Genomic DNA, 14085 nt, shown 5'->3' with positions numbered 1-14085 from the left:
GGCCTACGGCACGACCTTGATGTCGTCCACGAAGGCCCGGACCATGATCGCGTGCGTGAAGACGACGGTCCCGGGCTTGATCAGGCCGCCGTCGCCGCCGTCACCCTTCACCTGGACGGTGCGCTCGCCCAGGAAGGTGAAGGTCCTGCTGTCGAAGATCCACTCGGTGCGCTGTCCGCTGGTCTCGTCGAGCCGTGCGACGGCGACGCCCTTGCGGCCGGCGGCGTCGGTGGCGCCGTCCACCGTGACGACACCGGGGATCTTCGCGGCGGCCCGGTAGAGGGCCGCCGTCAGCTCCGGGGTCGGCCAGCTCTCCACGAGCAGGTCCCCGATGGTGGTGAAGGCCTGCTGGTCCTTGCCGTTGCCCTGCCCCTCGGTCTCCTCGTAGATCTTCCGGAGCAGCGCGTCGGGGTCGGTGGGGAGGGTGGCGAGGTAGTCGTGGGACGGCGCGCCGAGGTGGGGCGTCGGCACGTTGCCCTGCTCGTCGCGGCCTTCCAGGGTGATGCCCTCGGGGCCGGTGTTGCCGGGCTCGATCAGCCAGCCCTTGAGGCCGTCGGGCGAGCGCCAGGACCTGCGGGTGTGCAGGGGGTCGCTGACCAGGCTGGTCTTGTCGCCGATGGTCTTCACATGGGTGTTCGCGGCCAGCGTCTCGATGTAGATGTACTGGCCGGCGCGGGCGTTCGGGGCCTCGGCCCCGGCGGCGGCGAGCGAGATGCGGTCGAGGAGACGCGGCGCGCCCTCGGCGTCGACGGCGCCGAGGGTGGTGGTGAGGACGGGGCCGGCGGCGCGGTCGACGGGGTGCTGGGCGTCGCCGGGGGTGAGGACGAGGACGCCGACGGCGAGTGCCCCGGCCAGCACGGTGGCGGCGGGCAGCAGGATCGCCTTCCGCAGGAAGGGGTTGCGCGGGGTGCGTGCGGCGGCGGCGCTGCGGTCGTCGTGGATCTGGCTCATCAGGCGCTCCTTGTGGAACTGGTGGCGGCCCTGAGGAAGGTCGTGCTCCTCGATCGCCGGGAGGCCTCCGGTCTCGTGCCGGTTCGCCGTACGGGTCTTGTCCGGGTCGGGGTTCATCGGATTCCTTCCTGCGCGGGCCGGACCGCGTTCACGCGATCACCTGTTGTCTGTCGGGGGCGGGAGGCGGGTTCCCGTCTTTCCGGGGCGAGTTCGTGTCTTTCTCTGGCGAGTTCCTCCTCGGCGCCGGTGCGGAGCCGGGCGCGGGCGCGGGAGAGCCGGGAGCGGACGGTGCCGACGGGGACGCGGAGGGCCCGGGCGACCTCGGTGTAGGCGAGGCCCTCCCAGAGGCAGAGGACGAGGACTTCGCGTTCGGTGCGGCGGAGGGTGCCGAGCGCCCTCAGGGTGGCGGCGATGCGGCGCCGGTCGTCGATCCGGCCGGCGACCTCGGAGGCGTGGTCGGGTACCGAGGCCCCGGCCTGTCCGGCGGCGGCGTACGCGTCGGCGGCCGCCCGGTAGCGGCGGTTGCCGCGGCAGTGGTTGCGGGAGACGTTGGTGGCGACGCCGAGCAGCCAGGGCCGGAGCGATCCCCCGTCCGGGTCCACCTTCCGGCGGAGCCGCCAGGCTTCCAGGAAGGTCGCCGCCATCACGTCCTCGGCGACCGACCAGTCGCCGGTCAGCCGGAAGGCGTGGTTGTAGACGCTCCGGGCGTAGGAGTCGAAGAGTTCGGCGAAGGCCGAGGGGTCTCCGTCCCGGACGCGTGCGCGCATGTCGTTGTTCACGTCTCTCGTCTGTCCGGCCCCCGGAGCGGGTTCCCGTGACCCGTGTCACAGCGGGCGGCGAGTTCCGCGAGGAGTTCGGGGTTGACGATGCGCAGGATGGTCGCGACGTCCTCGGGGTCGGCAGCCGCCCACAGGGCCTGCCGGGCGGCGCGGTACTTGGCGGCGAGCCGTTCCCGCTGGGCGGGCGGCAGGGCGGCGGACCGGTCGGAGCGGCTGTTGTGGGCGTTGTCGGCGATCTTCACGAGGGTGGCGTCGGGGTCCTCGGTGATCCGGCGGATCTTCTCCTCGTACGCCGTTCCGGGGGTGTTGGTCACGGCTTCGACGACGGTGACGACGCGGTCCGGGATCCCGGCGGCCCGGAGCCGTTCCGCCGTCCACGCGGTGTCCTCGATGACGTCGTGCAGCAGCCCGGCCATGGCCAGGTGCGGGCCGAACGGGGCCAGGCCAGCGGCGACCGCCCTGACGTGTGCGACGTACGGGACACCGGTCTTGTCGGTCTGTCCGGCGTGCGCGCGGCCGGCGAGCGCGTCCACCTCGGCGAGAGTCGTCATCGCCCCATCATCGCGGGGAGCTGCCGGCCGCCCTTCGCCCGCCCCGCGCCCGCCCCGCGCCGGCTCCCCGGCGGCCGCCCTCCACCGTGCAACACACTCTTCACACACCGGCGGGAATCCGGTGCGCGGGCGGGCCGGTTGGCGCTGGTATGACTCTCGGAGTAACGCTCGGCTCGACCTCCGTCCAGCGCACGATCGACAGCACGGTGCTGCTCGCGCGGGAGGCGCGCGACGCGGGCCTGCACTCGGCGTGGTTCGGCCAGACCTTCGCGTACGACTCGCCGTCCCTGGCCGCGATCGTCGGGCGCGAGGTGCCCGGGCTCCAGGTCGGGACGTCCGCGATCCCCGTCTTCGGCCGCCATCCGCTGCTCGTCTCCAGCCAGGCGCAGACCGCCCAGGCGGCCACCGGCGGCCGCTACCACCTGGGGCTCGCCCTGGGCACCCGGCATCTGACCGAGACCGGTTTCGGCATCCCGTACCAGCGGCCCATCGGCCTGCTCAGGGAGTTCCTCACGGCGCTCCGCCCGCTGCTCGAAACGGGCAGCGCCGACTTCCACGGCGAACTGCTGACCGCGACCACGCCGTACTCGGCGGCGGTGCCGGGCGCCCGGCCGACCGTGCCGGTCCTGGTCGCCGCGATGGGTCCGCAGGCCTTGCGCGTCAGCGGTGAACTGGCCGACGGGATCCTGCCCTTCCTGGCGGGGCCGCGCGCGCTCGCCGAGCACATCGTCCCCGCCGTCACCGCCGCCGCGGCGGCGGCCGGCCGCCCCGCGCCCCGGATCGTGGCCCTGGTACCGGGTGTGGTCACCGCGACCGCCGGGGTGGCGGCCGTACGGGAGAAGGCGGCCGGGGCGCTCGCGCTGTACGAGCGGATTCCGTCCTACCGGCGCGCGATCGAGGCGTCCGGCGCCGCCCGGGCCGCCGAGATCGCCGTGATCGGCGACGAGGAGGCGGTCGCCGCGGAGGTACGGCGCTACCGCGACGCGGGGGCGACCGAGGTGGTGTTCACGGCGACGGAGCTGAACGGGGAGGACGACCGCGTCCGCACCTGGAGACTGCTCGGCGAACTGTCACGGGGCTGAGTCTCAGCCCTTCTTCGGGGCGGCCGCCGGTTCCGCCTCTCCCTCGCCCTCGGTGTCCAGGTGGGGCAGGATGCGGTCCAGCCAGCGCGGGGTCCACCAGGCGTGCTTGCCGAGCAGGGTCATCACCGCGGGTACCAGCAGCAGGCGCACCACGGTGGCGTCGATGAGGACGCTGGCCGCCAGGCCGAGGCCGAGCATCTTGACCACGATGTTGTCCGAGACGATGAAGGCCGCGAAGACGCTCACCATGATCAGTGCGGCGCAGGTGATCACCCTGGCGGTGATCTCGAGGGCGTGGGCCACACTGGCCTTCGAGTCGCCGGTCCGCAGCCATGCCTCGCGGACCCGGGACAGCAGGAAGATCTCGTAGTCCATGCTCAGGCCGAAGACGATGGCGAACATCATCATCGGCACGTAGCTCTCGATGGGCACCTTGCCGGACACACCGAGCGCGGGCCCGCCCCAGCCCCATTGGAAGACGGCCACGACCACGCCGTACGAGGCCGCGATGGAGAGCACGTTGAGGACGGCGGCCTTCACCGCGACGAGGAGACCGCGGAAGACGATGAGGATGACGAGGAAGGCGAGCCCCACCACCACGGCGATGATCAGCGGGAGCCGGCTGGAGACGAGGTCGAGGAAGTCGACCTGGGAGGCCGTCGTGCCGGTGACGTAGGTCTTCGCCTCGGTGCCGGCCGCCGCCTGGGGCAGTACGTCGTCGACGAGGTGGTTGGTCAGCTGGGTGGTCTTCTCGTCCTGCGGAGAGGCCACCGAGTAGGCGGTGCCGACCAGGACGTCCCCGTCGGAGGTGGCCTGCAGCGGGGTGATGTAGGCCGCGTCGGGCACTCCGGTCAGCGCCTGCTTGAGCTTGTCGGCGAGGTCAGCGCGGTCCGCCGAGGGTACGGCCGTCTGGTCGACGACCACGGTCAGCGGGCCGTTCGCGCCGGGCCCGAAGGCGGTGGAGATGAGGTCGAAGGCGCGCCGGTCCGTGAAGGACTTGGGGTCGGCGCCGTCGCCGATGTGGCCGAGCTGGATGAAGAGCAGGGGGAAGGCCAGGACGAGCAGCACCAGGACGCCGCCGGTCAGGAACCACCAGGGGCGCTTCTCCACCCGCTGGGCGTACCGGTGCCAGGTGCCGTGCGCGGGCGCTCCGGGCTCCGCGTCGGTCTCCGCCACGGGCTTGCGCACGTGGTAGCGGTCGATGCGCTTGCCGACGAGCCCGAGCATGGCCGGGACCAGGGTGAGCGCGGCGAGGACCGCGGTGACGACCGTGAAGGCTGCCGCCAGGCCCAGTTTGCCGATGAAGCTGACGCCGGAGACCCACAGGCCCGAGAGGGCGATGATGACCGTACAGCCGGAGACCAGGACGGCGCGGCCGCTGGTGGTGGTGGCGAGGCCGGCGGATTCGGCCGGATCGTGCCCGTCCATGAGGTTCTGGCGGTGACGGGTGATGAGGAAGAGCGCGTAGTCGATGCCGACGCCCAGGCCGATCATGGTGGCGAGGGTGGGCGAGACCGTGCCGAAGGTGAAGGCCGCCGCCATCAGGCCGAGGAGCGCGAGGCCGCAGATCGCCCCGAGGAGCGCGGTGATCAGTGGCAGGACGGCGCCGACGACGCTGCCGAAGCCGATGAGGAGGACCACGATCGCGACGGCGAAGCCGATGGCCTCGCTGGTGCGGTCGTCGGCCGCGGGCCGGGCCAGTTCACCGAGGGGGCCGCCGTACTCGACGTCCACGCCCGCGTCGCGGAGCGGTTGGACGGCGGTGTCGACGCCGGGCAGGTAGCCGGTGCCGAGGGTGGAGGGCGGCACGCTGAAGCGCACGGTGATGTAGGCGGTCTTGCCGTCGGTGGACAGCGGGCCGGTGTTGGGCACTCCGGCCGGCAGGGCGGGCGGGGTGGTGCCCGGCGGCGGCAGGGGGTTCTGGACGCCGATGACGTCGGGCAGTTTCTCCAGCGCGGCGACGGTCGAGTTGACGACCGACGCCTCGTCCGTGAGCGGCCCGGAGGTCCTGTTCAGGACGATCTGCGAGACGTAGCCGGCGGCTGCGGGGTCGTGCGCCTGGAGGGCGTCGAGGCCCTCCGTCGACTGCACCCCGGGGAGGTCGAAGTCGTCGGAGTACTGTCCTCCGACCGCCCTGTCGGTGATCTGGAGTCCCACCATCGCCGCCAGCCACAGCGCGATGACGACGATGAAGTGGCGGGCGCACCAGTGTCCCAGTCTGTACAGCGCACCCCTGGGCGGTGTCGGCCGGGTGGCGGCCGGGCTTCCTGCGTTCATGGGCAAGGCCGTGTCCCGTTGGGAAGTCCCCGAGCGGTCCCCCGCACCGACCGTGCGCGGGTCTACCCGTCCCATTGTTCGCCCGCCCCGCCCCTCCGGCATCTCGACCGGCGCATACGGGCGTTCGGGCAGGCCAGAGGGGGTGTGGGAGGGGGGATGGGGCCCGCCTGCCAGGCCAGATCGGGTCAGGTCGGGCCGGGTCGCGTCAGGTCGGGCCGAAGTCAGGTCAGGAGGCTGTTCGGGTGCGAGGAGCGGCGGGCCGCGGCGAGCAGGGCGTGGATCCGGGGGCCGGCCTGGTCGATGTCGGTGACGGGGGTGGGGAAGGGCAGCCGGACGTCCTGGTGGCCGGCGGGGTGCTCGAGCCGCAGGGTGATGCCGTACCGGTCGAGCGCCACGGGGAGGGCGCGGACCATGTCCCGTGCGGGGCGGGGCCGGACGAGGCGGAGCAGCAGGGGGACGAGCTCGGCGTGGCCGTCGACGAGATGGGTCAGCATCGACGCCTCGCAGGAGGCCATCGGGTCGATGTCCGTCGCGTGGAGCTCCTCCAGGGTGATGTAGCTCCGGCCCTCAGCGTCCTCGAGGAGCGCCTGGCCGAACTCCATGCAGATGCTCGCGGCCGACTCGGGCTCGTACGGGGCGGCGAGGAGTCCGGTCAGGGTGACGCGCGCCCGGAGCCGGTCCCGTACGGGGGTGGGGGCGATGTCGGTGAACTCCAGGCGGACGGGGATCCGCGCGGTCTGCCCGGCGTGGCTCTCCTCGGACGGGTCGTGGAGGTGGATGTGGCCCATGGGTCCGGTCCCGTCCAGGAGGTGCACCTCCTGGTGGAGTCCGTCGGACACGACCGTCATCGAGTGCGCGGCGGCAAGGATCGATCGCACGCGCTCGGCAGGGGTGGGCCGCGTGACGCGGGTGGTGAAGGGACGCATCCGAGTTCTCCCGGGACAGGTGACGGAGACAGACCAGAGACTGTCGCTCAGGACCGTTACTTAGGTAAGCCTAAGCTAACCCATCCCAGGTTCGCTACGGAACGGCGAAATCCGGCACCGCGCGGGGCGCCTGACACCTCATGTGATGATCTCCCTTTCGCACTCCGGATCCACCGCACACCCCAGGGGGAGAGACCATGGGAACCACGGACGCCAACGGCGTCGATCTGTCCGGCGTCACCGGCAGACTCATTCAGACGGTCGACCTGGTGAAGGGCCCCGCACCGCAGGCGATCGCCACCGATCCCGTCAACGGACACGTCTTCGTCCTCCAGGTGGAGAGCTCGGCCACGGCCGCGCAGGGCAACCTGTACCTCAACCGCATCCACCGCAGGACCGGCGCGGTCACCGGCTCGATGCAGCTGAAGGGCTTCGGCCACGGGCTCTCCATGGGCGCCGAGCCGGTGGGCACCGACACCTACCTCTGGACCGAGGTCGGCCCGCTGCAGATATCGAAGGACGGCGCCGCCTTCGGCAAGGCCGTCACCCGGTTCCGCTTCGTCGACGGCGGAGTCCTCGACGGGGCCGTGATCCCGCAGAGCCAGAAGTTCACCCCGCCCGGCAGCACGTCGAGCACCGGCCCCTCGCTCGACCCGCTGAACAACCAGCTGTGCGTCATGTACCACAAGGACGGAAAGCGGCACTTCACCCGGTACGACGCCGCCGCGGCGGCCACCGGCTCATGGGTCCCGGTGGGCACCACCTTCGTCATGCCGGCCGGCGAGGACGCCACGCCCGACGTGCCGACCCCCTACCCGCTGCAGCAGACCCTCGTCTCCCAGGGGTACACGGCGCTGGGCGACGTCCTCTACGCGTACCAGTGGGCGCCGTACGACAAGGAGAACAACCCCGAGATACCCGACTCGTTCCCGGGGATCGCCTTCATCACCTCGTACGCGTGGACGACCGGCGAGCGCATCGACCGGCAGGTGGTCACCAACGCCGACGGACTCACCCGGCGCGAGCCCGAGGGCATCGCCGCCGAGGTCGACCCCGCGACCGGCGAGACCCGGCTGCTCTTCGGCTTCAGCAACACCGTCCCCGGCACCACCGGCTCCCGCGACGTCACGATCGGCTGGTACCCCACCAAGCCCGCGGTGGACGGGGTCAAGGTGCTCGCCGACTGGGAGGACCTCGCGCTCGAGGCCGGCGTCTCCCCCGGCGCCGAGCGCCCGCGCGGACGGCTGATCGCCCTCGCCGGCACCACCTACCTCCAGCTGCGCGGCACCGTCACCTGCTCCCCCGGCCTGACCGCGGACAGCAGGATCGGCACCCTGCCGCACCGGCTGCGCGCGACCCGTCTGACGCGCCAGAACGTGCCCCGCAACAACAACACCGGCCGCTGCGTGTGCCGGATCGAGACGGACGTCACCGGCGCGCTCCGCGTCTACGGGGCCACCAGCGACAACGCCATCACCTGGATCGACTTCGACGGCGTCTCCGTCGCCTGGCGATGAGCGGCCCCGTGGACCGCTCCGCGAACAGCCGCGTGGACAGGTCCGCACACCGCCCCATGGACAGCTCCGCGGCCGGCCCCCTGACCGGCCCCGTCACCCCGCCCGCACGCCCCACCCGCCCCGGAGGACCCGCATGACCCAGCCCAGCACCAGCCGCCGCTCCCTGCTCACCGCCGCGCTCGCCGCCCCCGCCGTCGCGGTCGCCGGGCCGCTGCTCACGGCCACGCCGGCCGCCGCCGACCCCGTGGACGGCTGCCAGGTCGTCGTCGACTGGACGGCGATCGCCGTGGACCCCGCCGTGGTGAACGAGCCCGGCGCGCCCGCCGAGGCCCGGGTGATCCGGCTCGCGGGGACGGAGTTCCTCCAGTTGCGCGGCACAGTCACCTGTGCGTTCACCGCGGACGGCCGTCTGGGCACGCTGCCCGCCACCATCCGCCCGCCCAAGCTGACCCGCGGCGTCTGCCCCCGCAACAACAGCCTCGGCATCAACGCGATCCGCATCGAGGCCAACACCGCCGGCGCCGTCAACGTCTACGGCCCCCAGGCGACCAACAAGGTGACCTGGATCCAGCTGGACAACTTCTCCTCCGTCATGCGCTGAGGCACGTCACCCCGGCGACACGCCCGTCACGGCGTGTCGCCGGACCAGTCGAGGCGGCCCGGATCGCCGGGGCGCGGGTCGTACAGCGACCGGCCCCCGGCGCCGTACCGCCCCAGCTCCGTCTCCAGGGCCGCGCCGGCCGCCCGCTCCTCCGGGGCCCGGTCGGTGACGTCGAGCAGCAGCCCGTCGAGCGGGCCGCCGACCAGCTCGGCATAGACGCGGCCGGGCCTCGGGCCCGGTCTGGGGTCGTCGTGGTCCTGGCCGTAGACCCGGCCCCTCAGCAGCTCCTCGTCCCTGTCCATACGAGACAGCGTCGCAGCCGCCACTGACAACGAGAAGAAGGTCACAGTCGTACGCCCTCCTGCTACTTTGTCGATCTCCCCTAGCATCCGAGCATGACGGTCCTGCCTGACGACGGGCTCACCCTGGCGTCCGAATTCCCCGAAGCGCCACACGAACAGTGGCAACACCTTGTGGCAGGTGTCCTGCGCAAGTCCGGCAAAGAGGTGTCCGGCGACGCCGCCGAGGACGCCCTCTCCACCCTCCTGGAGGACGGCCTCGACGTCCGTCCGCTCTACACGGCGGCCACGGCACCCGAGACCACGCCCGAGACCGGACTCCCCGGCTTCGCGCCCTTCGTGCGCGGCGGCCGCGCCGAGGGCGGCGCCCTGGGCGGCTGGGACGTGCGCCAGCGGCATCTGGCCGCCGACAACGACCTGGTCCTCGCCGATCTGGAGAACGGCGTCACGTCCCTGTGGCTGGGCGCGGGCGGCACCGGCATCCCGGTCTCCTCGCTCGCCGCGGTCCTCGACGGCGTCTACCTCGACCTGGCACCGGTCGTCCTCGACGCGGGCGACGAGACCTCCGCGGCCGCCGAGACGCTGCTCGGTCTCTACGCGGAGCGGGGCGTCGCCGACGACGCGGCCCGCGGCAACCTCGGCGCGGACCCGCTCGGCCACGAGGCCCGCACCGGCCGCCCCGCGTACGACCTCGCGTCCGTGACCGGGCTCGCGCGCCGCTGCGCCGACCGGTACCCGGGACTGCGCGCCCTGACCGTGGACGCGCTGCCGTACCACGAGGCCGGCGGCTCGGCCGCGCAGGAGCTCGGCTGCTCCCTCGCGACCGGTGTGGCCTACCTGCGGGGTCTGACCGGGGCCGGACTGAGCGTCGCCGAGGCGTGCGCGCAGCTGGAGTTCCGGTACGCGGCGACCGCCGACCAGTTCCTGACCATCGCCAAGCTCCGCGCGGCGCGCCGGCTCTGGGCCCGGGTGGCCGAGGTCTGCGGCGCCCCGGACGCGGGCGCGCAGCGCCAGCACGCGGTGACCTCGACGGTGATGATGACGCGCCGCGACCCGTGGGTGAACATGCTGCGGACCACGGTGGCCACGCTCGCCGCCGGAGTGGGCGGCGCCGACAGCGTCACCGTGCTCCCCTTCGACGACGCCCTCGGCCTGCCGGACGCGTTCGCGCGCCGGATCGCCCGCAACACCTCCACCGTCCTCATCGAGGAGTCGCACCTCTCCCGGGTCATCGACCCGGCGGGCGGCTCCTGGTACGTGGAGCGGCTCACCGACGAACTCGCGCACGCCGCCTGGGAGTTCTTCCAGGTCATCGAGAAGGCGGGCGGTCAGGAGGCCGCGCTGCGGTCCGGGACGGTCGGCGAGCGGCTCGCCGAGACCTGGTCCGCGCGCAGCAGGAGGCTCGCCACCCGCCGCGAACCCATCACCGGCGTCAGCGAGTTCCCCCACCTCACGGAGAAGCCCGTCGAGCGGGCCCCCGCGCCCGCGCAGCCGGCCGGCGGTCTCCCCCGGGTCCGCCGCGACGAGGCCTACGAGGCCCTGCGCGCCCGCTCGGACGCGCACCTGGCGGCGACCGGCTCCCGGCCGCGCGTCTACCTGGCCGCGCTCGGCCCGGCGGCCGCGCACTCGGCCCGCCTCTCGTTCGCCGCGAACCTCTTCCAGGCGGGCGGCATCGAGCCGGTCACCGAGGGCACGTTCGAGGAGAGCGGCGCGCGCGAGGCCTGCCTCTGCTCCAGCGACGCGCTGTACGCGGAGCAGGCCGCGACCGTGGCCGCGGAGCTGCGCGCGGCGGGCGCCGGGCACGTCCTGCTCGCCGGCCGCCCGGCGGACCACCCCGGTGTCGACTCGTACCTCTTCGCGGGCTGTGACGCCGTCGCCCTGCTCTCCACCGCCCTCGACCGCATGGGAGTGTCCTGATGTCCATCCCCGACTTCTCCGGGATCGAGCTCGGGGCGCCGACCGCCGACGGCGGTCCCGACGCGTGGCGCGCCGCCGTCAAGAAGGCCACGGGCGGCGACGACCTGCTCTGGGAGACCCCGGAGGGCATCGCCGTCAAGCCGCTGTACACCGGGCAGGACCTGGAGGGCCTGGACTTCCTGGACACCCGCCCGGGCATGGCCCCGTACCTGCGCGGCCCGTACCCGACGATGTACGTCAACCAGCCCTGGACGATCCGGCAGTACGCGGGCTTCTCCACGGCCGAGGAGTCGAACGCCTTCTACCGGCGCAACCTCGCGGCCGGCCAGAAGGGCCTGTCGGTCGCCTTCGACCTGCCGACCCACCGCGGCTACGACAGCGACCACCCGCGCGTCACCGGTGACGTCGGCATGGCCGGCGTGGCCATCGACTCGATCTACGACATGCGCCAGCTGTTCGACGGCATCCCGCTGGACCGGATGACGGTGTCGATGACGATGAACGGCGCGGTGCTGCCGGTCCTCGCGCTGTACATCGTGGCCGCCGAGGAGCAGGGCGTACCGCCCGAGAAGCTGGCCGGGACCATCCAGAACGACATCCTCAAGGAGTTCATGGTCCGCAACACCTACATCTATCCGCCCGGGCCTTCGATGCGGATCATCTCCGACATCTTCGCCTACACCTCGCAGCGGATGCCGCGCTACAACTCCATCTCCATCTCCGGCTACCACATCCAGGAGGCGGGTGCGACGGCCGACCTGGAGCTGGCGTACACGCTGGCCGACGGTGTGGAGTACATCCGCGCGGGCCGCGAGGCCGGGCTCGACGTGGACGCGTTCGCGCCGCGCCTGTCGTTCTTCTGGGCGATCGGCATGAACTTCTTCATGGAGATCGCGAAGCTGCGCGCGGCCCGGCTCCTGTGGGCCAAGCTGGTCAAGCAGTTCGACCCGCAGAACGCCAAGTCCCTCTCGCTGCGGACCCATTCGCAGACCTCGGGCTGGTCGCTCACCGCGCAGGACGTGTTCAACAACGTCACGCGCACCTGCGTCGAGGCGATGGCGGCCACCCAGGGCCACACCCAGTCGCTGCACACCAACGCCCTCGACGAGGCACTCGCCCTGCCGACCGACTTCTCCGCCCGCATCGCCCGCAACACCCAGCTGCTGATCCAGCAGGAGTCGGGCACCTGCCGGACCATCGACCCGTGGGGCGGCAGCGCGTACGTCGAGAAGCTCACGTACGACCTCGCGCGGCGCGCCTGGAAGCACATCCAGGAGGTCGAGCAGGCCGGCGGCATGGCGAAGGCCATCGACGCGGGCATCCCCAAGCTGCGCGTGGAGGAGGCCGCGGCCCGGACCCAGGCCCGGATCGACTCCGGACGGCAGCCGGTGATCGGCGTCAACAAGTACCGGGTCGCGACCGACGAGCAGATCGACGTCCTGAAGGTCGACAACTCCTCCGTGCGCGCCCAGCAGATCGCCAAGCTGAAGCGGCTGCGCGAGGAGCGCGACGAGCAGGCCTGCCAGGACGCGCTCGCCGCCCTCACCCGGGCCGCGGGCGGCGAGGGCAACCTCCTGGAGCTCGCGGTGGACGCGGCCCGCGCGATGGCGACCGTCGGTGAGATCTCCGACGCCCTGGAGAAGGTCTACGGGCGGCACGCCGGGCAGATCCGTACGATCTCCGGTGTGTACCGCAACGAAGCCGGCGCGTCCCCCTCCGTGGACCGCACCCGGGCCCTGGTGGACGCCTTCGGCGAGGCCGAGGGCCGTCGGCCGCGCATCCTGGTCGCCAAGATGGGCCAGGACGGGCACGACCGGGGCCAGAAGGTCATCGCCACCGCCTTCGCCGACCTGGGCTTCGACGTGGACGTCGGCCCGCTGTTCCAGACCCCGGCCGAGGTGGCCCGTCAGGCCGTCGAGGCGGACGTGCACATCGTCGGGGTCTCCTCCCTCGCCGCCGGACACCTGACGCTCGTCCCGGCGCTGCGGGAGGAACTGGCGGCCGAGGGCCGCGAGGACATCATGATCGTGGTGGGCGGGGTGATTCCTCCGCAGGACGTGGCGACGCTCCTGGAGATGGGCGCGGCCGCCGTGTTCCCGCCGGGCACCGTGATCCCCGACGCGGCCCACGACCTGGTGACGCGTCTGGCGGCCGACCTCGGACACGAGCGGTGATCGATCTCGACACGTACGTCAAGGGCGTACGTGAGGGGAAGCGGGCGCTCGTCGCCCGCGCGATCACCCTCGTCGAGTCGACCCGCCCCCAGCACCGGGCCCTCGCCCAGGAGCTCCTGACGGAACTCCTTCCGCACAGCGGCAACGCCGTGCGGATCGGGATCAGCGGTGTGCCCGGTGTCGGCAAGTCGACGTTCATCGACGCGTTCGGCACGATGCTCACCGGGCTCGGCCACCGGGTCGCGGTGCTCGCCGTCGACCCGTCGTCGACCCGTACCGGCGGCTCCATCCTCGGCGACAAGACGCGGATGGAGCGGCTGGCCGTCGACCCGGCGGCCTTCGTACGGCCCTCTCCCAGCGCCGGCACCCTCGGCGGGGTCGCCAAGGCGACCCGGGAGTCGATGGTCGTGATGGAGGCCGCGGGCTACGACGTGGTCCTCGTCGAGACCGTGGGCGTCGGCCAGTCCGAGACCGCCGTCGCCAACATGGTCGACTCCTTCCTGCTGCTCACCCTGGCCCGTACGGGCGACCAGCTCCAGGGCATCAAGAAGGGCGTCCTGGAACTCGCCGACGTGGTCACCGTCAACAAGGCGGACGGTCCGCACGAGCGGGACGCGCGCGCCGCGGCCCGTGAACTCGCGGGCGCGCTGCGGCTGATGCACGGCGCGGACTCCTTCTGGACGCCACCGGTGCTCAGTTGCAGCGCCCGGGAGTCGGCGGGCCTCGACGAGGTCTGGGGGCGGCTCGAACAGCACCGCGCCCTGCTGGACTCGACCGGCCGGCTCACGGCCAAGCGCCACGACCAGCAGGTCGACTGGACCTGGACCATGGTCCAGGACGAGCTCCTGCGCCGTCTCCACGCGGACCCGGCGGTCCAGGACCTCGCGCCCGCCCTGGAGCAGCGGGTGCGCGCGGGCGAGCTGACGGCGACGCTGGCCGCCGAGCGGATCCTGGACGCGTTCGGGAAGCACGACGGCTGACGCGGGACCTTTCACGGACCCCTTCACGGAA

General features: G+C 72.7%; 12 protein-coding genes. 6 read left to right on the top strand and 6 right to left on the bottom strand.

The window, feature by feature from the left end; genetic code table 11:
- Positions 1-3: 3 nt before the first annotated feature.
- From AMK27_RS08930 to AMK27_RS08920, 3 genes are read right to left on the bottom strand one after another with little or no spacing between them, the layout of a single operon-like run.
- A complete protein-coding gene (locus tag AMK27_RS08930; RefSeq protein WP_073904527.1) occupies positions 4-1068 on the bottom strand; it encodes a CU044_5270 family protein in 1065 nt (354 codons plus the stop codon).
- On the bottom strand, positions 1065-1730 hold the full coding sequence (locus AMK27_RS08925; protein WP_107425516.1) for an RNA polymerase sigma factor: 666 nt from the start codon (positions 1728-1730) through the stop codon (positions 1065-1067). The genes AMK27_RS08930 and AMK27_RS08925 overlap by 4 nt, the downstream gene beginning before the upstream one ends.
- The gene (locus AMK27_RS08920; RefSeq protein ID WP_073904525.1) at positions 1727-2281 is read right to left on the bottom strand and encodes an HD domain-containing protein; all 555 of its coding nucleotides are present in this window, start codon (positions 2279-2281) and stop codon (positions 1727-1729) included. The genes AMK27_RS08925 and AMK27_RS08920 overlap by 4 nt, the downstream gene beginning before the upstream one ends.
- A 149-nt stretch (positions 2282-2430) precedes the next feature.
- On the opposite strand from AMK27_RS08920, the gene AMK27_RS08915 reads away from it, so the two are divergent.
- Positions 2431-3363 (top strand): TIGR03564 family F420-dependent LLM class oxidoreductase, encoded by a 933-nt coding sequence (locus tag AMK27_RS08915; protein WP_073904523.1) that lies wholly within the window; start codon positions 2431-2433, stop codon positions 3361-3363.
- 3 nt (positions 3364-3366) lie between these two features.
- On the opposite strand, the gene AMK27_RS08910 is transcribed toward AMK27_RS08915, so the two are convergent.
- Together AMK27_RS08910 and AMK27_RS08905 are read right to left on the bottom strand one after the other, a co-directional pair.
- On the bottom strand, positions 3367-5640 hold the full coding sequence (locus AMK27_RS08910; RefSeq protein WP_073904521.1) for an MMPL family transporter: 2274 nt from the start codon (positions 5638-5640) through the stop codon (positions 3367-3369).
- A 221-nt stretch (positions 5641-5861) separates the two neighbouring features.
- Entirely contained in the window at positions 5862-6566 is a 705-nt protein-coding gene (locus AMK27_RS08905) for a DUF2470 domain-containing protein (RefSeq protein WP_073904520.1), read from the bottom strand.
- Positions 6567-6763: 197 nt separating this feature from the next.
- Here AMK27_RS08905 and AMK27_RS08900 point away from each other — a divergent pair, with 197 nt between their 5' ends.
- Complete coding sequence (locus AMK27_RS08900) at positions 6764-8083, top strand: hypothetical protein (RefSeq protein ID WP_073904518.1); 1320 nt, start codon at positions 6764-6766, stop codon at positions 8081-8083.
- A gap of 133 nt (positions 8084-8216) precedes the next feature.
- Positions 8217-8684, top strand: a complete 468-nt coding sequence (locus AMK27_RS08895; RefSeq protein WP_073904516.1) for a hypothetical protein — start codon at positions 8217-8219, stop codon at positions 8682-8684.
- Between the two features lie 26 nt (positions 8685-8710).
- Here the strand turns inward: AMK27_RS08895 and AMK27_RS08890 are convergent, their stop codons facing one another.
- On the bottom strand, positions 8711-8986 hold the full coding sequence (locus AMK27_RS08890) for a hypothetical protein (RefSeq protein WP_073904515.1): 276 nt from the start codon (positions 8984-8986) through the stop codon (positions 8711-8713).
- A 93-nt stretch (positions 8987-9079) separates the two neighbouring features.
- On the opposite strand from AMK27_RS08890, the gene AMK27_RS08885 reads away from it, so the two are divergent.
- The 3 genes from AMK27_RS08885 to meaB are packed head-to-tail and all read left to right on the top strand — an operon-like array spanning position 9080 to position 14054.
- Entirely contained in the window at positions 9080-10900 is a 1821-nt protein-coding gene (locus tag AMK27_RS08885) for a methylmalonyl-CoA mutase family protein (RefSeq protein WP_073904513.1), read from the top strand.
- A complete protein-coding gene (scpA, locus tag AMK27_RS08880) occupies positions 10900-13074 on the top strand; it encodes a methylmalonyl-CoA mutase (RefSeq protein WP_073904511.1) in 2175 nt (724 codons plus the stop codon). The genes AMK27_RS08885 and scpA overlap by 1 nt, the downstream gene beginning before the upstream one ends.
- A complete protein-coding gene (meaB, locus tag AMK27_RS08875) occupies positions 13071-14054 on the top strand; it encodes a methylmalonyl Co-A mutase-associated GTPase MeaB (protein WP_073904510.1) in 984 nt (327 codons plus the stop codon). The genes scpA and meaB overlap by 4 nt, the downstream gene beginning before the upstream one ends.
- Positions 14055-14085 lie beyond the last annotated feature (31 nt).

The organism is Streptomyces sp. CB02009, assembly GCF_001905825.1.
Classification (GTDB): Bacteria; Actinomycetota; Actinomycetes; order Streptomycetales; family Streptomycetaceae; genus Streptomyces.
This window is presented reverse-complemented; position numbering and strand designations above follow the sequence as displayed.

What these genes read in the sequence shown, in the direction of transcription:
- AMK27_RS08930 (WP_073904527.1), bottom strand. Translation starts at nt 1,068, where the DNA reads ATGAACCCCGACCCGGACAAGACCCGTACGGCGAACCGGCACGAGACC.
- AMK27_RS08920 (WP_073904525.1), bottom strand. Translation starts at nt 2,281, where the DNA reads ATGACGACTCTCGCCGAGGTGGACGCGCTCGCCGGCCGCGCGCACGCC.
- AMK27_RS08915 (WP_073904523.1), top strand. Translation starts at nt 2,431, where the DNA reads ATGACTCTCGGAGTAACGCTCGGCTCGACCTCCGTCCAGCGCACGATC.
- AMK27_RS08910 (WP_073904521.1), bottom strand. Translation starts at nt 5,640, where the DNA reads ATGAACGCAGGAAGCCCGGCCGCCACCCGGCCGACACCGCCCAGGGGT.
- AMK27_RS08905 (WP_073904520.1), bottom strand. Translation starts at nt 6,566, where the DNA reads ATGCGTCCCTTCACCACCCGCGTCACGCGGCCCACCCCTGCCGAGCGC.
- AMK27_RS08900 (WP_073904518.1), top strand. Translation starts at nt 6,764, where the DNA reads ATGGGAACCACGGACGCCAACGGCGTCGATCTGTCCGGCGTCACCGGC.
- AMK27_RS08895 (WP_073904516.1), top strand. Translation starts at nt 8,217, where the DNA reads ATGACCCAGCCCAGCACCAGCCGCCGCTCCCTGCTCACCGCCGCGCTC.
- AMK27_RS08890 (WP_073904515.1), bottom strand. Translation starts at nt 8,986, where the DNA reads ATGGACAGGGACGAGGAGCTGCTGAGGGGCCGGGTCTACGGCCAGGAC.
- AMK27_RS08885 (WP_073904513.1), top strand. Translation starts at nt 9,080, where the DNA reads ATGACGGTCCTGCCTGACGACGGGCTCACCCTGGCGTCCGAATTCCCC.
- scpA (WP_073904511.1), top strand. Translation starts at nt 10,900, where the DNA reads ATGTCCATCCCCGACTTCTCCGGGATCGAGCTCGGGGCGCCGACCGCC.